Raw genomic sequence first — 20,188 nt, 5'->3', positions numbered from 1 at the left:
GAATCACAAACCCCGCACATGGGTGAAAGCCCGACCCGCTGCAGTGTGCCTGCTGCTTCAACGGCCGCTTTCGTCTGCCGTCTCGCGATCGTCGATGCGAAAAACGATCGGCCCTCGCGGATAGTTCTTGATATCCGGAGAGAAGTCGTATTTCCCCTCGCCGCAATAATATAAAAACGAAACGATCCAGATCGCGAAGGAGAAGATCAGGGAGAGGCGCCCCCAGATGAAGAAGGCCAGCAGGCCAAGCGCGGTAAGAATGGAGAAAAAGACGACGGCCTTGCGCCACGGCGTCCTGAGTTTCTGCCAGGTCTCCGGGTGAATGCCGGCGGCAATGAAGGTATTGCGATTGAAGCGCAGCCCCTGATGCGCGAGGCCGCACAGAATGGCGACGAGCAGGTCGTGACGATTCTTGAAGCCCGCGCAGCGAATGGCATCGTCGGCGTCGGTTTCGATGAGGCTCTTGCGCAGCGTATAGGCCGTAGCGGGTTCGCGCGTGGCGCGTCGCCAGAACTGAAAGCTCGCGGGGCGCAGGGTGACGCTGGACGCCGTGTTGTATTCGACGTCATAGCGCCGGTCGGGGTTGGCAACGGCTTCGCGCCATTCGAAGCACTGTTCTTTCGGGATGGCGGCCGGTTCCGGAAGCTTGCCGAGGCCATAGCGGAAACCGGTCGAGTCGACCTCGAACCAGGCGCCCGCATGTCTTGCGGCGCGAATGGCGATCCTCACGGCCCACGCGCTCACACCCAGCATCGCGAGCCACAGGACGAACACGATGAAGCCTTTGTCGAAAAATGAGCCGTCGTAAAACGGACTGACGAGCAACCCCGTGAACATCGTGCCGAACAGCAGCGCCAGGCCGATATTGATCAGGTAGGTGGTGAACAGATCGGGAACGCCTTCGCAGGACGGGATGCTGCGCAGATGCGCCGGCAGCGTAATCACGCGCGGCTGCGATTCCGCATCCCGATCCGGTCGAGCCGGCGTACTGTCGAGATCGGGCGAGGCGGGGTCGTCGGAAGGTGTCGTCATGGCGCGCGGGTGGGCTGTCGAGACCGATTGGATTCGTCATATGGTAGTTGATCTCGCAGGCGCGTCCGGCGCCGCGGTCCGTGCGACGGCAAAAGCGCCACGACCGGCGCGGAGCCTGTCCGTCATCGTGCGGACGGGATGTCCGCGTGCATGCTCAGGCCGCCGGCAAGTAGCGCAGTTTGTACTTGCGCTGAAGCGCAGCAAGCGCGTCGGCGGAAGGCTTGCCAGGGGCCGCCAGCCGGACGAGTTCGCCCGCTTCCTTGAAGAACCCTTCCGCCCCACCGGGCGTGAAGGTCGTCAGGAATCGGCAGGGCGCTGGGCCGGCATTGTGGAAATGCTGGGTGATCCCCTTGGGTGCGACCACATAGCTGCCCGCCTTTGCCGTGTACAGGACATCGCCGATCCGCATCGACAGCTCGCCTTCGAGAATGAAATTGTTCTCGTCCTCGTCTTCATGGATGTGCAGCGGCACGGTTCCGCCGGGGGGCAGCACGGTTTCCATGAGCGAATAAGCCCCGCCTGTTTCGGCGGAGAAGACCTTGATGTTCATCCGGGCGCCCGACGGATGCAGGACAGGGTGTCCATCGGGGGATTCGATCATGCGCGCAATCGCTGTGGCGTCAGACATTCGTTCTCCAGTTGCATGGGGCAGGAAGACGGAGGCGTCCGTCGTCCTGCATGCAGATTACTGGAGGGGTGGGCTTGCGGATATCGTGTATTTTGACAAAAAATAAGCGTAATTCGCCATCCGTGGCGTGCGTTCCTTGGCTCTTCGACCGATGACCTTTTCCGTGACCGCAGCGCGCTTCGGCGCCTTGAGTGAAAGCGTGGCAGGCCGCCGCCATACCCATCCGGACGGGCAGCTGGTTCTGTCGCTTCAGGGTGTGGTGGCTTGCGAGGCTCGCGATGCTCACTGGATCATCCCGCCGCATTGCGCACTGTGGCTCCCCGCGGGGCTGCCTCACGTCAGCCGCGCTTCGCCCGCGGCCGAGGGGTGCTTCGTCTTCATTCACCCATCGGTGACGGGGCTGCCGGATGAATGCCGCACGCTGCGCATCAGCCCGATGCTGCGCGAGATCATCGTCGAATTGGCAAACAGGCCGCCCCAACCCGGCGTAAGACGAGACGCGTTGATGGTCGAGCTGTTGATCGAAGAGCTGGCCATCATGGAGCGGGTGGACACGTACTTTCCGATCCCGAGACACCCTCGCGTCAGGCAGATCGCGCAGGCGCTGATCGCCTCGCCGGGCGATCGCCGTACGGTGGAAGAATGGTCCCGCTACATCGGCATGGGCGAGCGGACGTTGTCGCGGCGCTTGTTCGAGGAGACCGGCATGTCGTTCGGCAAATGGCGGCGGCAGTTGCATCTGATGGTCGCCCTCGAGGCGCTGGCGAAAGGCAGAAGCGTGCAGCAGGTCTCGGATGAACTGGGCTACGAGGCCGTGACGAGCTTCATCAACATGTTCAAGCAGGCGCTGGGCACGACACCCGCGAAATACCGCGCGCTTCAACCGAGGCCGTAGTGCTCCCCGGCCGCCGAATGCCGGCATGGCGAAGCGCTCCACCGGAGCCGGTCGGCAAGCCGGCCCCGGATGGCGGATGACATTGGGCATCGCGTCGACGGCGGGCTCGTCGCCATGCGCGATTCATGCGACGATTGGCGATCAATCTCCGTGAATCGAGGCAGACGTGACCCGATCAACCTCCGAGAGCAAGCCGGACGCCGTCCATCCGCCGTGGATGCCCGTCGCGATGGCCGAACTCGGCATTCGCCGCCATCCTCCCGGAAGCGTCAACCCGCGCATCGTCGAATACAACAACCAGACGAACCTGGTCGGCTACGACGACAAGATTTCCTGGTGCTCGTCATTCGTCAACTGGTGCATGACGCACGCCGGCGTTCGCGGCACGGGGTCTGCGCTCGCGCGCTCGTGGCTCGAATGGGGCCGGCCGCTGGAGCGCCCGGTCTACGGCTGCATCGCAATCCTGACGCGCGACGATCCCGCGAGCTGGAAAGGGCATGTCGGTTTCTACCTGCGTCACGACGACGAACAGGTGTATCTCTTCGGCGGCAACCAGCTGGAAGAAGTCCGCGAGCTCGCGTACCCGCTGAACGAAGTGATTGGATACCGCTGGCCCGTTGCCGGATGATCTCGCTAGCGATGTTTGAATAAAGGCGCAGGCCGTTCACGTGGCCTACGTTCGTATCAGGCCCCGGCTTCAATTCTTCGCCACTGCCTCCACCTCCGGCCCACCCGCCGCGTCATTCCTGCTCCACCCACCCCCAAGCGACCGATACAGCGCCACTGCCGCCAGCGCATGCTCGCGCTTGACCTGGTTGAGCGAATCCGAATCCCGCAGATACACCTCCTGCGCGGACAGCACATCCAGAAAATCCGTCGCGCCACCCTTATAGAGCTGATTCGCCAACCCAAGCGCCTTGTCCGAAGCCGCGAGCGCACTACCCAGCCTGCGCGTTGCCTCATCGGAGCTGGCGAGATTCGCCCGCGCATCCTCGACTTCCCGCAACGCCTGCAGCATCGTCTGCCGCAACCTGAGTTCCGACTCGCGCATCCGGCTTTCGCTCTGCGAGATATCGGCGGTAATGCGCCCCGCATTGAAGATCGGGCTCGTCGCACTCAACGCCGCACTGAACAGGTTATCGGTCAACGTCGGCAACCCGAGATACGAAGCAGCGAGAATCCCGTCCGTCAGGTTCAACGAAAACTTCGGATACCGCTCGGCCTTTGCCACACCGACTTGCGCCGCCCGCCGCTCGACCTGTGCATAAGAGGTCAGCACATCCGGCCGCCGCAGCAACGCCTGCGAAGGCAACGTTCCCGGCGCGCCAACGGGCGGCGCCGGAATCTCCCCGGCCTGCGCGAGCACGAGCCGATCGACCGATTCCGGCGTGCGCCCCGAATACACGGCGATCAGATTGAGCTGATGCGCAATCTGCGCCTGCGTCGGCGGAATCCGCGCTTCGAGGGCATCGAGCTGGTTCTGCGCGCGGGTAACGTCTAGCTCAGTCGACAACCCGAACGCCTGCCGCTTGCGCGTAAGTTCGAGCGCATGCTGCCGGATCTTCGCGTTGTCCTGCAGGATCTTCAATTCCTGCTGCGCCCAGCGCAGGTCGACGTACGCGGAAGCCGCATCGGCCGCGAGCGCGAGCCGCATTGCATCTTCCGCATGCTTCTGCCCGACGAGCTCGGCCTGCGCAGCGAGCAGATCGAGCCGTTCGCCGCCGAACACGTCGGGCGACCAGCTCAGCGCGAGCCCCGCGCCGGCCTGCCGCACGTAGCCGAGCGGCGGCGGCGTGTTCTGGCGGGCGTCGGCCGCATGCGCGGTCGCGTCGAGTTCGGGCAGCAGCACTGCGCGCTTCTGCACGGTCAGCGCCTGCGCCTGCTTCACGCGTTCGGCGGCCGCCTGCAGATCGAGGTTGCCGTCGAGCACCGTCGCGATCAACTTGTCGAGCACGGGATCGTGGAATTGTGCCCACCACGCGGCGGCGTCGATGTCCGCGCGCGGCACATCGGTATCCCAACCATCCGGCGCGAGCGTTCGAACCGAATCCTGAAGCGCCGGATGCTGCGCAGGCTGCACCGCACATCCTGCGGCGAATGCGCTGACGGCGAGGGCGACGAGAAGTTTTTTCATGATGGAGATGACCTCAACCTCAGTGCGCATCCGGCGGCGGCGCGTTCAGGGAAATGGGTTTGGAGAAGACGACTGCGATCAGCGCGACGACGAAGCACAGCGACAGCGCGTAGTACGCATCCGCATAAGTGAGCGTCAGCGCTTCGCGATAGATCAGGTGGTGCAGGTTCGCGAGCCCGGCTTGTGCGGTATCCAGCGTGTTGCCGGCCACGGACGCCCAGTACGCGGCCTGGCGATCGAGCAGCGACGCGACCTGCGGCTGGCCGGCGCTCACGTGCTCGTTCAGGCGCAGGTAGTGAAAGTTCAGCCGGTCGTTGAGCATCGTCGCACTCACTGCGATGCCGATCGCCCCGCCGAGATTGCGCATCAGGTTGAACAGGCCGCTCGCCGATTTGAGGCGCGACTGCGGCAGCGAACCGAGCGCCATCGTCACGATCGGCGGCACGCTGAACTGCTGGCCGATGCCGCGCAGCGCCTGCGGCAGCAGCAGTTCGCGCCAGCCCCAGTCGTGCGTGATCGGCGTGTACAGGTAGCAGCCGAGCCCGAAACAGATCAACCCGAACACGAGCAGCGCGCGCAGGCTGAAGAAGCGCGCGGCAAACGCATACGCGCAGAGCGCGACCAGCTGGAACGCGCCGACCGACAGCAGCGCGATGCCGATCTGCAGCGAGCTGAACGCGCGCACCTGCGCAAGAAACAGCGGCGTCAGGAACACGGTCACGAAGATCCCGATGCCGGTCACGAACGACAGCAGGCTGCCGATCCCGAAGTTGCGCACGGCGAGCGCGCGCAGGTCGACGATCGGATCCTTCGCGGTCAGCGCATGCACGATGAACAGGAAGCCGCAGATGCCGGAGATCCACGCGCAGATCACGATTGCGTCGTCGCCGAACCAGTTCTTGCGCGGGCCTTCCTCCAGCACGTATTCGAGGCAGCCGAGGAAGCCCGACATCAGCACGATGCCGAGATAGTCGCCACGCTTGATGAGGCTGAGGTCGGGTTCGTCGATGTGCACGTAGCGCGGCACGAGTGCGGCCACCGCGATGCCCGGCACGAGGTTCAGATAGAACAGCCAGTGCCACGACCATTGATCGGTGATCCAGCCGCCGATCACGGGGCCGATCGCCGGCGCGAGCGACGCGAGCGCGCCGATGGTCGTCGACGCGATCAGCCTTTGCTTGCCGGGGAACAGCACGAACGCGGTGGTGAACACGGTCGGGATCATCGCGGCGCCGAGCGCGCCCTGCAATCCGCGAAACAGGATCATCGAGTTGATGTCCCACGCGACGCCGCACAGCATGCTCGTGATCGTGAAGCCGACCGCCGATGCGGCGAACAGCCAGCGCGTCGACATCACCTTCGACAGCCAGCCCGACATCGGGATCACGATGATCTCGGCGATCAGGTAAGCCGTCTGCACCCACGACAATTCGTCCTGGCTGGCGGACAAGCCACCGCCGATGTCGCGCAGCGACGATGCGACGATCTGGATGTCGAGCGTCGCCATGAAGAAGCCGACGCACATCAGCGCGAAGGCGAACACGCGCTGCTTGGTCGGTTGCGACGCCGGGTCGCCGGAAAACGCGGTGGTCATCGTCGCCTCCCGTTCAGCTCGCACGGCCGGTATGCACGGTCACGACCGCGGACAGGCCGGGGCGCAGCACGTGATCGAGGCCCGGCTGCGGATCGAGATGCACGCGCACGGGCACGCGCTGGACGATCTTCGTGAAGTTGCCGGTCGCGTTCTCGGGCGGCAGCACGCTGAAGGTGGCGCCGGTCGCGGGCGCGAGGCTGTCGACGCGGCCGTGCAGTTTCGTGTTCGACGCATCGAGCGACACGTCGACGCGATCGCCCGCGTGCATCTTGCGAAGCTGGTCTTCCTTGAAGTTCGCGTCGATCCACAGCCCGGAAGCCGGCACGACCGTCAGCAGCGGCGCGCCGACGTTCGCGAGCATCCCGACGCGGCCCGTGCGATTGCCGACGTAGCCGTCGACCGGCGAGCGGATCGTCGTGTATTCGACGTTGAGCGCGGCGACGCGTTGCGCGGCAAGCGCGGTGTTCACGCGGGCCCGTGCGTCGGCGAGCTGCGCGCCGAGCACGTCGAGCTGCCGCTTCGACGCGAGCAGCGCGGCGTCGCTGCGTTCGACGGCGGCGCCGGCCTTCGAGTAATCGGCGTCCGCGCGTTCGACGATCTGGTTCGACACGGCGTCGGATTTCACGAGCTCGCGGTAGCGCACCCGATCCGATGCGGCACGCGTCAGTTCGGCCGCCGACGCGTTCTTGTCTGCTGCATGCTGCCCGATCACCGCATATTGCAGTTGCTGCTTCGCCTCGAGTTCGGTCACGGCGGAGCGTGCGCTGTCGACTTCGGCGCTGGCCTGCGCGAGCTTCGCGTCGTAGTCGCGCGCATCGAGCTGCACGAGCACGTCGCCGGCCTTCACGCGCTGGTTGTCGGTCACGAGGATCCTGTCGACGAAGCCGCTGACCTTCGGCGCGAGCACCGTCACGTCGCCGCCGACATACGCATCGTCGGTGCTTTCCTGAAAGCGCAGCACGAACAGCCAGTCGAGCGCGGCGGCGACGACGACGACGGCGACGGCACCCACCGCGATGCGCATCCACGGCACGCGGCGCTGTTGCTTCGCGGGCTGGTCGAGTGTGGCTGCTTCACGTGATGACGCAGCGGCTTGGGTCGTATCCATCGATTCACCTATGCATATGCACTTATCAAAGCGATCGACGACATGGCGTCGATCGGGGAAGGGGCTAGCGTTCCGGCAGGTTGTGCGTGATCCGGAACAATTCGTCTCTCAGGCGGGCCGCCTGCGTCGACCCGAACCGCTGCTCGAACGCTTCCTGCGCGGCGAGCCAGTGCACTTGGGCGTCGGCGATCTTCGTTTCGCCGTGCGCGGTCAGCGCGAACGTCTGGCGGCGGCACGGCGGCTCGATCCGGCCCGCCACCAGCGCCGCGCCGACGAGCGGCTTGAGCGCGCGCAGCAGCGCGGTGCGTTCGATCACCAGCACGGCCGACAGTGTCGCCATCGTCAGGCCCGGCCGGTCGCGCAGCAGCGCGAGAATGCTGTACTGCGACGGCGTCACGCCCGCCCGCGACAGATAACGCTCGTAGAACTGCGAGATCCGGCGGGCGGCTTGCCGGACCGCAAAGCAATCGTCATCGGTGAGCGTCGTCTTGTGCATGTACACATGTTAGGGGGCAATGGGGCGGGAAGCGAGCGGCGGGGCGCGATCAGATTGTTGTCACGGCTGTACCAATCGGCGTCAGGCCGCCGCCGGCACGATCCAGCCTTCGCGGTCGCAGTAGGCGGCCGTGTAGTCGATGAACGCCTTGACCTTCGCGGGCAGCAGCGAGCGGTTCGCGTACGCGAGCTTGATCTCGACGAACTTGTCGACGAGATCGGCATCCGCGAGCAGCTGCACGAGCGCGCCCGACGCGAGTTCGGCCTGAACGAGCGTTTTCGGCACGACGCCGATGCCGAAATCGTGCATCACCATCTCGCGATTGAAGACGGGGCTGTTCGACGAGATGTCGAAGCGGAACGGCACGGTCAGCAGGTCGCCGTCGACGCGGAACGACAGCGCGGGCCGGCGCAGCGACGGCGACATCGGCACGAACAGATGATCGGCGAGATCCGCCGGCGCGACTGGGTGCGAATGGGCGCGCAGGTACGCGGGTGTCGCGACGATCACGAGCGGAATCCGCTCGATCATTCGCACGACGGTCGATTCGTTGGTTAGCATGTACGGCACGACGATGCCGATGTCGTAGCCTTCGCCGACGAGATCGACCGGGCGTTCGGTCAGCGTCACGTCGAGGCGCACCTTCGGGTGTGCGGCCTTGAAGCCGGCGATCAGCGGCACCAGCCGGTTCAGCGCGGCCGTCGTGTGCGCGACGAGCCGCAGCAGGCCTTCGGGCTCGCGTGTCGACGCCTGCGCTTCCGCTTCGAGCGAGTCGAGTTCGTCGAGCACGGCCGCGCAGCGCTCGTAGATGCGCTCGGCCGTTTCGGTCAGCGACACCTGGCGGGTGGTCCGGTGCAGCAGCCGGCTGCCGAAGCGCGCCTCCAGATCCGCGACCGCGCGCGACACGACAGGCCGCGCGAGGCCGTGCATGTCGGCGGCACGCGTGAAGCTGCGCATCTCCACCACCGACCGGAAAATCCGCAGCTTGTCGATGTAGTCCATGTCCGTCTCCTTGACGCGAGGGCCGGCCGCCGGCCTTGTTACGGCCGAGTGTACATTGACTTTATGCATATGCACATATAAATTGCGGAGCATGAACGACACTTCGATTGCCCAGGCGTGCAACTGCCTCGCGCTGCGTCAGGCGGCGCGCTTCGTCACGCAACTCTATGAGCGCCATCTGGCCCCGGTTGGCGTCACGCCCGCCCAGTTCTCGATCATGGCGAACCTGACGCGCAGGCCGGGCCTGCTGATGAGCGAACTTGCCGATACGCTCGTGATGGATCGCACGACGCTGTTGCGCGCGCTGAAGCCGCTGCAGCGCGACGGCTTCGTCGCAACGGCCGCGTCCGAGCACGATGCGCGCGCGCATGCGCTGAGCCTCACGAAGCTGGGCGAGCGTACGTTCGCCCAGGCGAAAGTGGCGTGGCAGGCTGCGCAGGACGAATTCGAGACGCAGTTCGGCCGCGACCGTGCGAAGGCGCTGCGCGACGAGCTGTTCAGTGTTACCGCGCAACGCTAGGCGGAGCGGCGGCAAACTGGAGCGGAATTCGAGCCATTGGCCGCTTTGGCGGCGCTCGATAGCTGAAATTGGTTTTTAAACTCTCCGGATTGATGTCGATCTGGACGGTTTTCATTTCCAGTTGTAGAGTCCCCTGACGGATTTCACGGGCCGGCGCCGCCGGCACGCGTCAGAGGAGCAACCGATGCTGCAGTTGAGTGACCGCGACAGCGCCATGCTGCGCGGAGATTTCGGCGATGGCGTCGCACGTGCGATGCGGATCGTCGCGCGCACGGCGCAAGTGATGTCCGCGCCGCACCTGATCGACATCACGTCCGCGCATATCGACGGCTGCCTTTACCACGGCCAGACCAGCCTCGACTTCGTCGAGTATTTCGTCGACACCGGCGCGAAGGTCGCGGTGCCGACCACGCTGAACGTCGGGTCGCTCGACCTGATCCATCCCGAGCTGTACCACGGCGACCGCACGATCCAGCGCGACGCGCAGCGCCTGATGGACGCGCATCTGCAGCTCGGCTGCGAATCGAGCTTCACGTGCGCGCCCTATCAGCTGAAGAACCGTCCCGCGAAAGGCGAGCAGATCGCGTGGGCCGAATCCAATGCGATCGTGTTCGCGAATTCGGTGCTCGGCGCGCGTACGAGCCGGTACGGCGATTTTCTCGACCTGGCCGCCGCGATCACCGGCCGTGCGCCGTATGCGGGGCTGCATGTCGAAGCGAACCGCGCCGCGCGGATCGTGTTCCACGCGCCGGACTTCAGCCATCTGCCGTCGCGCGACATCTATTTCGCCGCGCTCGGGTTGCTGATCGGCAGGATCGCGGGCGCGGTCGTGCCGGCGATCGTCGGGCTGCCGGCGAATACCACCGAAGACGAACTCAAGGCGCTCGGTGCGGCCGCCGCGTCGAGCGGCGCCGTCGCGCTGTTCCATGCGGTCGGCGTGACGCCCGAGGCGCCGACGCTCGACGCCGCATTGCACGGACAAGCAGCGCAACGCACGGTCGATGTCGCGATGGCCGATCTCGACGAGATTCGCCGCACGCTGAACCACGGCGCGGCCGGCGACGCGCTCGTCGCGGTGGCACTCGGGACGCCGCATTTTTCGCTGGCCGAATTCCGCACGCTCGACACGTTGCTCGACGCGTTCGACGGCAAGCCGGCCTGCGATTTCTACGTGAACACAAGCCGGTTCATCTTGTGGGAGCTGGACGAGGTCGGCCTCGCGGAGAAATTCGCGGCACGCGGCATTCAGATCGTCGTCGACACCTGCACGTACATCACGCCTGTGATGAAGCAACTGTCGGGGCTCGTGATGACCAATTCGGGGAAATGGGCGTCGTATGCGCCCGCGAACATCGGCGTGACGGTCGCGTACGGCAGCATGCGCGAATGTGTGCGTTCGGCGTATGAAGGAAAGGTGCGATTCGATGACTGACGCGACGGGCAAGGGTTTGACGGGCGACACGCTCGTGCCGGGCAGCGCATGCGCGCGGCCGTTCGTGCTCGACAAGCCGCTCAGCTTCTGGGGCGGTTACGACTCCGGCGCGGGAAAGATCGTCGATCGCGGGCATCCGCAGGCGGGTGCGAGCCTCGCCGGCAAGGTGATGGTCATGCCGCACGCGAAGGGCTCGAGTTCGAGCAGCAGCGTGCTCGCGGAAGCCGTGCGCAACGGCACGGGGCCGGTCGGGATCGTGCTGAAGGAGCGCGACCTGATCATCTCGATCGGCGCGATCGTGGCGGCCGAGCTGTATGCGATCGCGGTGCCGGTGGTGTGCGTGACCGATGACGTGTACGACGCGATCGTCGCCGCAGCGGGTGACGTGAGGATCGACGCGGGCGAGGGCGATGGCGGCGCGCGGATCTATCTGGGTGCTGCGGCGCGCGGCGCTGGTTCGCCCAGTCCGCCGGCCGCTTCGCGGTAAGCGCTCGGCGTCTGCCCGGCCCAGCGCCGGAACGCGCGCGTGAAATTCGCCGGGTCGGTGAATTGCAGCCGCTCGGCGATCGTCTTCAGGTCGAGGTCCGACGCGGCGAGCAACTGCTTCGCGTCGCGAAACCGCGCTTCGTCGAGCAATTGCCGGTAGCTCGACCCGGCTTCCTCCAGCCGGCGCCGCAGCGTGCGCGTCGACACGAGCAGCGCGTCGGCGAGCGTCTCCGGCCCCGGGTAATCGCCGGCCCCGCGTGCCAGCTCCGCACGCACGCGTTCGACGAGATCGCCTTCCTCCTGACGCACCTGCGCATATTCGCGCTCCACTTGCACGAGCGCCTGCCGGTGTGCGACTTCGTCGGCGAGCGGCAGCGGCCAGTCGAGCACGTCGTGCGCGATCCACAGCGCGTTGGCGGCGCAGCCGAATTCGACCGGCGGTAGCTGGTCGCGATAGCGTACGAAATAGGGCGGCTCCGGCCACGCGAATTGGAGCTTGATCGGCGGCGACGCACGCCCGGCCCATTGCGAGATGTTCTGCGCGAGCCCCGTCAGCACGAATTCGAACATCACGTGATGCTGCAGCACGGGGCTCGCCTGCACGCCATGCAGTTCGAGCGTCGCGCCGCGTTCGTCTTCCGCATAGATCAGCCGGTATTGACGGTTGCGCATCCGGAAGTAGCGCTGCGTGACGGAGAGCGCTTCCCGGATGTCCCGCGCGGTTAGCGTCGCATAGCCGAGAAAGCCGTGCACGGTCGGCTTCAGCAGCAGCCCGAACGCGAGCCCGATGCCCGGATCGCCGCCGATCTCGATCGCGTTGAGCACGAGCCGCCCCCATTGCGACGGCGCGACGCGCGCGTCCGGTTCGGCCAATACCGCGTCGCGCAGGCCGGTGCCGGCGCGCACGGCGGCCAGGTCGACACCGCGCGCGGCCAGCGCCTGTAGCAGCAGGCGCGTATAGGCGACCGGAATCGTCGGCCGGCGCAGCCCGAGGCGGTCCTTGGCGAGCGGGGAGGTCATGTCGTCTTGGCCGGAAATGACAAGCATTATGGCTGTTTGCCCCCTCACGTTCAAGGCGGCGCGCGCCTACGATGTCACGCATCGCTTACCGGCACGAATTGGCACGATCATCATGACCACGACCTTTCCCCACCTGCTCGCACCGCTCGATCTCGGCTTCACGACGCTGAAGAACCGCGTGCTGATGGGCTCGATGCACACGGGCCTCGAGGACAGCCGCAAGACGCTGCCGCGGCTCGCCGAGTATTTCGCCGAACGCGCACGCGGCGGCGTCGGCCTGATCGTGACGGGCGGCTTCGCGCCGAACGTGGCCGGCTGGACCAAGCCGTTCGGCGGCACGCTGATGACGTCGGCCGCCGCGCGGCGGCATCGCGAGATCACGGAAGCCGTGCACGCGGAGGACGGCAAGATCGCACTGCAGATCCTGCATACGGGCCGCTACGGCTATCACCCGTTCGCGGTCGCGCCGTCGAAGATCAAGTCGCCGATCTCGCCGTTCGCGCCGCACGAACTGAGCGCGCGCGGCGTCGAGCGGCAGATCCGCGCGTTCGTCCGCTGCGCGACGCTCGCGCGCGAAGCCGGGTATGACGGCGTCGAGATCATGGGTTCCGAAGGCTACCTGATCAACCAGTTCATCTCGATGCATACCAACAAGCGCACCGACCAGTGGGGCGGTTCGTACGAGAACCGCATCCGGCTGCCGATCGAGATCATCGAGCGCACGCGCGAAGCGGTCGGCCGCGATTTCATCCTGATCTACCGGCTGTCGATGCTCGACCTGATTCCGGACGGCAGCGACTGGAGCGAAACCGTGCAGCTCGCGAAGGCTGTCGAGCGCGCGGGCGCGACCATCATCAACACGGGGATCGGCTGGCACGAGGCGCGCGTGCCGACGATCGCGACGTCGGTGCCGCGCGGCGCGTTCGCATGGGTGACGAAGAAGATGAAGGGCGAGGTCGGCATTCCGCTCGTGACGACCAACCGGATCAACCGTCCCGAAGTGGCCGAGCAGATTCTCGCGGACGGCTGCGCGGACATGGTGTCGATGGCCCGCCCGCTGCTCGCGGATGCCGAGTTCGTCGTCAAGGCCGCGCAGGGCCGCGCCGACGAGATCAACACCTGCATCGGCTGCAACCAGGCGTGCCTCGATCACGCGTTCAAGAACAAGATCGCGTCGTGCCTGCTGAATCCGCGCGCGTGCCACGAGACCGAGCTGAAATACACGCCCGCCGCGCAGCCGAAGCGCATCGCGGTGGTCGGCGCGGGGCCGGCCGGGCTCGCGTGCTCGACCGTGCTCGCGCAGCGCGGCCATCAGGTCGACCTGTTCGACGGCGCGGCCGAGATCGGCGGCCAGTTCAACATGGCGAAGCGGATTCCGGGCAAGGAAGAGTTTCACGAAGCGCTGAGCTACTTCGGCCGCCAGGTCGAGCTGACCGGCGTGAACCTGCACCTGAACCGTCGCGTGGATGCAAGCGACCTGATCGCGGGCGGCTACGACGAGATCGTGCTCGCGACGGGCGTCGCGCCGCGCGACCCGAAGATTCCGGGGCAGGACGGGCCGAACGTGCTCAGCTATATCGACGTGCTCTCGGGCAGGCAGCCGGTCGGCCGGCGTGTCGCGGTAGTCGGCGCGGGCGGGATCGGCTTCGATGTCGCCGAGTATCTGGTGCAGGACGGCGAATCGCCGGCGCTCGATCTGGAAGAGTGGAAGGCCGAGTGGGGCGTGACCGACCCGGCTGCGACGCGCGGCGGCGTGACGCGCGCGCAGGTGACGGCGCCCGCGCGTGAAGTGACGCTGCTGCAGCGCAAGGCCGCGCCGCTCGGCAAGGGGCTCGGCAAGACGACCGGCTGGATTCACCGCGCGACGCTGAAGATGAAGCAGGTGAAGATGATCGGCGGCGTGAACTATGAACGGATCGACGCACGCGGCCTGCACGTGTCGTACGGCGAGCAGCGCACCGATCACGAACTGATCGAGGCCGACACGGTCGTGCTCTGCACGGGGCAGGAGCCGCAGCGCGCGCTGCTCGCGCCGCTGCAGGCGGCCGGGCGTTCGGTGCACCTGATCGGCGGCGCGGAACTGGCCGCCGAACTCGACGCGAAGCGCGCGATCGATCAGGGGTCACGGCTCGCGGCACGGCTGTAACGGGCGGACGCAGCAAGGACCACCACCGGACGTACGCCGCGTGGCGGTGATCTGCCTGCGCGGCGGTTCGCGGCTCACCGTTCGATGCGTCGATACGCTGGCGCAGGACTGAAATGAGCCTCAGCGCCGGCCGCGTCGTCACGCAGCGTGGCGGCGCGACCCCGACAGACCGTGACCGCGAACGGCCGTCACACGGCTCAGGCCGCTTCGGCCCGTTCTTCCTCTTCTGCGTCCAGCATCGCCTTGACGATCAGGTAGATGGCCGGCAGGTCGTCGTCGTCGCGGCGCCAGTCGACCGGCTCCTCGACGTCCGCGGCGACCAGGCGGCTGTCGCGCAGCCGGATGAACGCGTCGACAACGGCCGGATCGTTGCGGTTCAGGAAGCCGGCATTCGAGAATGCCAGCTCTTCGACGTTCAGCAGCGCCTGCCAGCTCATCGTGCGGACCGCCGCAGGATGGGTGCGGCGCCGCAGGCCGAGCGCCCGCTGCGCGGGGCCGCCCGCGACACGCTGCAGATCGACGACCGCCCGCTGCGCGGCGCGCTCGAAGTGGACGGGGTTGAAGCCGGGTTGCTCGGGATCGAATGCGGATGCCTGGAACATGGTCGCCTCACAAAAGTCCGTTCGTCTGTGAATGACGGAATTCGGGTCAAATGGTGCAAAAGCACTGTAAATATATACAGTGTTCGGCGCGGTTTCAAGCCCCGGATGCAGGATTTCATGCGATGGCGACTGAAGCGGGCGGCCGCACCGGGCAGGCGAACGATTTACACCGCTGCCGCGATCGTCTCCCGCATCCACCGGTGCGCCGGGTCGCGATGCACGCGTTCGTGCCACAGCATCGACATTTCGTAGCCGGGCACCTCGACCGGCGCTTCCACGACACGCAACGCGGGCACATCGCGCACCAGCCGCTCGGGCAGCATCGCGACGAGATCGGTGCTGGCGACGGCCGACATCACGAACAGGAAATGCGGCACCGACAGCACGACGCGCCGCGCGGCGCCCACCTTCGCGAGCGCTTCGTCCGTCACGCCGAAGAAGCCGCCGCCGTCGGGCGACACGATCACGTGCTCGAGCGCGCCGAACTGCGCGAGCGTCGGGCGCCGTTTCAGCTTCGGGTGTCCGGCGCGGCCGATGAGCACGTAACGCTCGACGAACAGCGGCAGGCGCCGCATGCCGGGCGGCGACCCTTCGGTCGTATGGAAGGCGAGATCGATGCCGTTTCGTTCGGCATCCTGTTCGATGCGCGGCGGTACCAACTCGACGACGGCGAGCCGTGTGGCGGGTGCGGCCGAACGCAGCGTGTTCAGCGCGGGCAGTACGATCGTCGATTCACCGTAGTCGGTCGCTGCCACACGCCACGTGTTCCGCGCGGTGGCGGGATCGAACGGCGTGGCCGGAATGACCGCACGCTCGATCGCTTCGAGCGCATCGCGCAACGGCTCGCGCAACGCTTCCGCACGCGCGGTCGGCCGCATCCCGCGCGGCCCCGGCAGCAGCAGCGGATCGCCGAACACGTCGCGCAGCTTCTGCAACTGCACGCTGACCGACGGCTGCGACATGTTCAGCTTCTCGGCCGCGCGCGTGACGTTGTGCTCGGCGAGCAGCACGTCCAGCGTGACGAGCAGGTTCAGATCGAGCCGTCTGAGATTATTCATGGCTATACCAGGAATATTGTGAATTCATTTCAAATATACCTTCGGAAGCGGCATCCTGCAGTCATTCAATCAACGGAGTACCGAACATGAATGTGCTGATCGTTTATGCCCATCCCGAACCGCGCTCACTGAACGGCGCGTTGCGCGACTTTGCGGTCGAGCATCTCGAAGCGGCCGGCCACACGGTGCAGGTGACCGACCTGTATGCGATGAACTGGAAGGCGGCATTCGATGCGAACGACGTGACCGATCGTGCGCCCGACGCGCGGTTCGATCCGTCGCTCGACTCGAAGCGCGCGTTCGCGGCCGGCACGCAAAGCGAAGACATCGCGCGCGAGCAGGAGAAACTGAAATGGGCCGACGCGGTGATCCTGCAGTTCCCGCTGTGGTGGTTCTCGATGCCGGCGATCATGAAGGGCTGGTTCGAGCGCGTGTATGCATACGGTTTTGCGTACGGCGTCGGCGAGCATTCCGATACGCACTGGGGCGATCGCTACGGCGAAGGTTCGTTGGCCGGCAAGCGGGCGATGGTGATCGTCACGACGGGCGGGTGGGAGTCGCACTACGGCCCGCGCGGCATCAACGGGCCGATCGACGACCTGCTGTTCCCGATCCAGCACGGCGTGCTGTATTACCCGGGCTTCGACGTGCTGCCGCCGTTCGTGATCTACCGGACGGGCAGGATGAACGAAGCGCGCTTCGACGAAACGCGTGCGGCCCTCGGCAAGCGTCTCGATGCGTTGTGGACCACGCAGCCGATTCCGTTCCGGCGGCAGAACGCGGGCGACTACGAGATTCCGGCGTTGACGCTGAAGGACGAAATCGTGCCGGGGAAGGTGGGGTTTGCGGCGCATCTGGCGCACGAGGGCTGATCGCGCTCGATCATGAGCGGGCGACGTACCGTTCGATGCGCAGGCGACCGGGTGGCTCGAAGTAGGTGCCGAAGCGCACGAGCCTCGCGTTCTTCAGGTGGCAGGTCATCTCGAAGCTGACGAGGATGCCGGGATCGCGGTTGTCGACGATCCCGACGTCGATCGAGCGGATGCGCGGCTCATACTTCAGCAGCGTCGCTTCCATCTGCTGCTTGAGCAAGTGCGCCGACGCGGGCAGGGCCTTGTAGATGTTCGTCAGGTCGGGTAGCCCGTAGTCGGGCAGGTGCTTCAGCGCACCGGCCCGCGTGTTGAGGATGCGGCGTACGTTCTGCTGTACGCTCAGGCATTCAAGTGTGCGGTCGTCGTACGCGCCGATCGGCTCGCCGCCGATCTGGCCGAGCAGCATGTCGTAGAGGGACGGGCCGGCGGTCATCGGTGGCTCCGCTGGCCTGTGCCGTCATCGGCGGCTGATGGGACGTCGATGAAATCGATCGTCATCGTGCCGTCGGCTGCTGCCGACAGCAGGACTTCACGCGGCGTGACGCCTCCGGCCATCCGGGCAAGCAGCTCGTGCGAGACAACCGGCAGCACGCGTTGATTGAGGAACGCGTCGACGCTGCGTGCGCCGGATTCCCGCGACACGCAGCGTTGCGCGATCGATTCGATCAGATCGTCGGCATACGTCAGTGTCACGGCATGTTGCCGATGGAGGCGCCGGGCAATCTTGTCCAGCTTGATACGCACGATCGACGAGAGCGCGGCGGCATCGAGCGGCCGGTAGACGAGCGTCTGGAAGCGGGCGAGCAGCGCCGGCTGGAAGTGCGCGACCAGTTGCGAGTGAATGGCTTCTCGCAGGCCTGCCTGCGTCATCGACGCGCCGCCGGCTGTCGCGTCGTCGATTTCTGCACTGCCGAGATTGGACGTCATCACGATCACGCAGTTGCGGAAATCGATCTCGCGCCCTTCGCCGTCACGCATCGTGCCGCGGTCGAACACCTGATAGAAGATGTCGAGCACATCGCGATGCGCTTTCTCGACTTCGTCCAGCAGGACGACGCTGTACGGGCGCTGGCGTACCGCTTCGGTCAGCACGCCGCCGCGTCCATAGCCGACGTAACCGGGCGGCGAACCCTTGAGCTGCGACACCGTGTGCGCTTCCTGATACTCGGACAGGTTGATCGTCGTCAGCGCGGCTTCGCCGCCGAACAGCAGGTCGGCGAGCGCTAGTGCAGTCTCGGTCTTGCCGACGCCGGATGGCCCTGCCAGCAGGAACACGCCGAGCGGCGCGTGTTCGCTTTTCAGGCCCGCCTTGGCCGTGCGCAGGCTCTCGGCCAGTGCTGCGATCGCGTCGTCTTGTGCAACGATGCGCGCAGCGAGCGTTGCTTCGAGCGCGAGCAGGCTCCGCAGTTCGTCCTCGACGAGATTGCCGACCGGTATGCCCGTCCATTCGGCGACGACGCGCGCGATGGCTTGTGCGTCGACGTCGGGCGAGATCATCGGCGCTTTACCCTGAACGGTCGATAACGCATCGATCGTGTTGGAGACGGCGACCGGATCGGGCGCCTGCTCGGACGCGCTGCGCAGCGTACGCAAGATCCCGACGAGCTTGCGTTCCCGCGTGTACTGGCCGAGCATTGCATCGGCGGTGTCGCGCAGGGTGTTGTGGTCGATATCGATGGCGGCGCGCCGTCCGGCGATGTCGGCAATCCCGGCGCGGGTGTCCGCATCAAGCGCGTCGCGCTCCAGTTCGAGCGCCGCCAGCGTCGCGCGAACCTGTTGCAGTTCCGCCGGCGGGACGTCGAGCGCCATCCGCACGCGTGCCGCTGCCGTGTCGATCAGGTCGACCGCCTTGTCCGGGAGCAGCCGGGCCGGGATGTAGCGGCGCGACAGCCGCACGGCCGCGACGATCGCTTCGTCGCGGATGTGGACGTCGTGATGTTTCGCGTATCGGCTCGCGAGCCCGCGCAGCATCAGGCAGGCCGTATCGTCGTCCGGTTCGTCGACCTTGACCACCTGGAAGCGCCGTTCGAGCGCGGCATCGCGTTCGAAGTATTCCTTGTATTCGGCCCACGTGGTGGCTGCGATCGTGCGCAATTCGCCGCGCGCGAGCGCCGGCTTCAGCAGGTTGGCCGCGTCGGCGCCGCCCGCCGCGTTGCCTGCACCGATCAGCGTGTGCGCTTCGTCGATGAACAGCAGGATCGGTGTAGCCGAAGCCCGTACCTCGTCGATCACGTTCTTCAGCCGTTGCTCGAATTCGCCCTTTACGCCCGCCCCGGCTTGCAACAAGCCGAGATCGAGCGTCAGGATGCGCGTATCCCGGATCGTTTCCGGCACGCTGCCTTCGACCACGCGCAATGCGAGCCCTTCGACCAGCGCGGTCTTGCCTACGCCCGGTTCGCCGACGAGGATCGGATTGTTCTTGCGGCGCCGTGCGAGCACGTCGATCATCTGCCGGATCTCCCGGTCCCGTCCGAAGACAGGATCGATCTCGCCACGGCGTGCTTTTTCGGTCAGGTCGAGTGCGAAGCGGGCGAGCGCGTCAGGTTCGATCGCGCGCGCCGGTGTGTGTTGCGGGGAGGTGGCCGACGGCGTCGTGCCGTCGGCGGGCAGATCGCCCGTCGAGTCGGTTGCGCGCGCCGGTATGGGGTCTTCGCCGGCGTTTTCGCACGATCGTCGTCCAAGCCGCGGCAGCACACGCCGGATTTGCGCGCTGGAGACCGACAGCAGCGGCCACGCACGCTGCGTTCGCAGCACGTGCGGCGCATCGACGATGGCCTGCAGCAGATGTCCGGAGCGAATGGTGCCGTCGCGATCGTCGGCCATCGCATGCGCCCACGCATCCTCGATCACCGTGGCGAGCTGCCGCGACAGCACCGGCATGCCGCGCAACGTGCGTGGCATGCGGTCGATCACGTCGATCATCGCGTCCCAGACGGCATCGATGTCGAGATCGTAGTGGCGCAGCAGCGCAGGAATGTCGCCGTCGTCCGCCTCGATCAGCTTCAGCACCCAGTGTTCGACCGCGATTTCGTCCGCGAGGCGGGTCTGGCAAAGGCTCGCGGCGGCTTCGAGCGCACGCGTGCAGTGGGGATTGAGGCGGCGAATGAGATGGGAAGCATCCCGGAGCGGCGGCGTCATGTCGGTAGCGGGTCAGGAAGGGAGG

The 20,188-nt window shown here is 66.3% G+C and carries 19 protein-coding genes; 7 read left to right on the top strand and 12 right to left on the bottom strand.

All coding sequences use genetic code 11. The annotated features are described in order from the left end of the window. Positions 1-57 precede the first annotated feature (57 nt). Both G3N64_RS08995 and G3N64_RS08990 read right to left on the bottom strand, forming a co-directional pair. Positions 58-1,032, bottom strand: a complete 975-nt coding sequence (locus G3N64_RS08995) for a hypothetical protein (RefSeq protein ID WP_205783516.1) — start codon at positions 1,030-1,032, stop codon at positions 58-60. 154 nt (positions 1,033-1,186) lie between these two features. Further along, positions 1,187-1,660, bottom strand: coding sequence for a cupin domain-containing protein (locus tag G3N64_RS08990; protein ID WP_205783515.1), 474 nt, complete (start codon positions 1,658-1,660; stop codon positions 1,187-1,189). Positions 1,661-1,811: 151 nt separating this feature from the next. Here G3N64_RS08990 and G3N64_RS08985 point away from each other — a divergent pair, with 151 nt between their 5' ends. Together G3N64_RS08985 and G3N64_RS08980 are read left to right on the top strand one after the other, a co-directional pair. After that, entirely contained in the window at positions 1,812-2,555 is a 744-nt protein-coding gene (locus tag G3N64_RS08985; RefSeq protein ID WP_205783514.1) for a helix-turn-helix transcriptional regulator, read from the top strand. 217 nt (positions 2,556-2,772) lie between these two features. Continuing rightward, positions 2,773-3,183: a TIGR02594 family protein gene (locus tag G3N64_RS08980; protein ID WP_205783536.1), complete on the top strand. Its 411-nt coding sequence runs from the start codon at positions 2,773-2,775 to the stop codon at positions 3,181-3,183. 69 nt (positions 3,184-3,252) lie between these two features. Here the strand turns inward: G3N64_RS08980 and G3N64_RS08975 are convergent, their stop codons facing one another. The 5 genes from G3N64_RS08975 to G3N64_RS08955 form a co-directional block, all read right to left on the bottom strand. Further along, positions 3,253-4,689: an efflux transporter outer membrane subunit gene (locus G3N64_RS08975; RefSeq protein WP_205783513.1), complete on the bottom strand. Its 1,437-nt coding sequence runs from the start codon at positions 4,687-4,689 to the stop codon at positions 3,253-3,255. 19 nt (positions 4,690-4,708) lie between these two features. After that, positions 4,709-6,283, bottom strand: a complete 1,575-nt coding sequence (locus G3N64_RS08970; protein WP_205783512.1) for a DHA2 family efflux MFS transporter permease subunit — start codon at positions 6,281-6,283, stop codon at positions 4,709-4,711. Between the two features lie 13 nt (positions 6,284-6,296). Beyond that, a complete protein-coding gene (locus G3N64_RS08965; RefSeq protein ID WP_205783511.1) occupies positions 6,297-7,391 on the bottom strand; it encodes an HlyD family secretion protein in 1,095 nt (364 codons plus the stop codon). A gap of 64 nt (positions 7,392-7,455) precedes the next feature. Beyond that, positions 7,456-7,887 (bottom strand): MarR family winged helix-turn-helix transcriptional regulator, encoded by a 432-nt coding sequence (locus tag G3N64_RS08960; RefSeq protein ID WP_205783510.1) that lies wholly within the window; start codon positions 7,885-7,887, stop codon positions 7,456-7,458. A gap of 81 nt (positions 7,888-7,968) precedes the next feature. Further along, a complete protein-coding gene (locus G3N64_RS08955) occupies positions 7,969-8,889 on the bottom strand; it encodes a LysR family transcriptional regulator (protein ID WP_205783509.1) in 921 nt (306 codons plus the stop codon). Positions 8,890-8,980: 91 nt separating this feature from the next. Here G3N64_RS08955 and G3N64_RS08950 point away from each other — a divergent pair, with 91 nt between their 5' ends. From G3N64_RS08950 to G3N64_RS08940, 3 genes are all read left to right on the top strand, one after another. After that, positions 8,981-9,409 carry a MarR family winged helix-turn-helix transcriptional regulator gene (locus G3N64_RS08950; RefSeq protein ID WP_205783508.1) on the top strand — a complete coding sequence of 143 codons (429 nt, stop codon included), beginning with the start codon at positions 8,981-8,983 and terminating at the stop codon, positions 9,407-9,409. 184 nt (positions 9,410-9,593) lie between these two features. Beyond that, entirely contained in the window at positions 9,594-10,841 is a 1,248-nt protein-coding gene (locus G3N64_RS08945) for an aconitase X (RefSeq protein ID WP_205783507.1), read from the top strand. Continuing rightward, the gene (locus G3N64_RS08940) at positions 10,834-11,328 is read left to right on the top strand and encodes a DUF126 domain-containing protein (RefSeq protein WP_205783506.1); all 495 of its coding nucleotides are present in this window, start codon (positions 10,834-10,836) and stop codon (positions 11,326-11,328) included. Before G3N64_RS08945 ends, G3N64_RS08940 begins: the two co-directional genes overlap by 8 nt. On the opposite strand, the gene G3N64_RS08935 is transcribed toward G3N64_RS08940, so the two are convergent. Further along, on the bottom strand, positions 11,268-12,374 hold the full coding sequence (locus G3N64_RS08935) for an AraC family transcriptional regulator (RefSeq protein WP_205783505.1): 1,107 nt from the start codon (positions 12,372-12,374) through the stop codon (positions 11,268-11,270). The genes G3N64_RS08940 and G3N64_RS08935 overlap by 61 nt on opposite strands. 85 nt (positions 12,375-12,459) lie before the next feature. Between G3N64_RS08935 and G3N64_RS08930 the strand changes: the two genes are divergently transcribed. Then, entirely contained in the window at positions 12,460-14,493 is a 2,034-nt protein-coding gene (locus G3N64_RS08930; protein ID WP_205783504.1) for an NADPH-dependent 2,4-dienoyl-CoA reductase, read from the top strand. Positions 14,494-14,690: 197 nt separating this feature from the next. On the opposite strand, the gene G3N64_RS08925 is transcribed toward G3N64_RS08930, so the two are convergent. Both G3N64_RS08925 and G3N64_RS08920 read right to left on the bottom strand, forming a co-directional pair. Further along, entirely contained in the window at positions 14,691-15,095 is a 405-nt protein-coding gene (locus tag G3N64_RS08925) for a DUF2471 family protein (protein ID WP_059237403.1), read from the bottom strand. A gap of 164 nt (positions 15,096-15,259) precedes the next feature. After that, positions 15,260-16,153: a LysR family transcriptional regulator gene (locus G3N64_RS08920; protein ID WP_205783503.1), complete on the bottom strand. Its 894-nt coding sequence runs from the start codon at positions 16,151-16,153 to the stop codon at positions 15,260-15,262. Between the two features lie 86 nt (positions 16,154-16,239). Here G3N64_RS08920 and G3N64_RS08915 point away from each other — a divergent pair, with 86 nt between their 5' ends. Beyond that, the gene (locus G3N64_RS08915; protein ID WP_205783502.1) at positions 16,240-17,025 is read left to right on the top strand and encodes an NAD(P)H-dependent oxidoreductase; all 786 of its coding nucleotides are present in this window, start codon (positions 16,240-16,242) and stop codon (positions 17,023-17,025) included. A 10-nt stretch (positions 17,026-17,035) separates the two neighbouring features. On the opposite strand, the gene tssE is transcribed toward G3N64_RS08915, so the two are convergent. Beyond that, entirely contained in the window at positions 17,036-17,458 is a 423-nt protein-coding gene (tssE, locus tag G3N64_RS08910) for a type VI secretion system baseplate subunit TssE (RefSeq protein WP_205783501.1), read from the bottom strand. Next, the gene (gene tssH, locus G3N64_RS08905; RefSeq protein ID WP_205783500.1) at positions 17,455-20,163 is read right to left on the bottom strand and encodes a type VI secretion system ATPase TssH; all 2,709 of its coding nucleotides are present in this window, start codon (positions 20,161-20,163) and stop codon (positions 17,455-17,457) included. Before tssH ends, tssE begins: the two co-directional genes overlap by 4 nt. Between the last annotated feature and the right edge of the window lie 25 nt (positions 20,164-20,188).

This window comes from Burkholderia sp. Ac-20344 (assembly GCF_017104975.1).
Lineage (GTDB): Bacteria > Pseudomonadota > Gammaproteobacteria > Burkholderiales > Burkholderiaceae > Burkholderia.
Note: the sequence above shows the minus strand (reverse complement) of the source record. Positions and strands in the feature narration are given on the sequence as shown.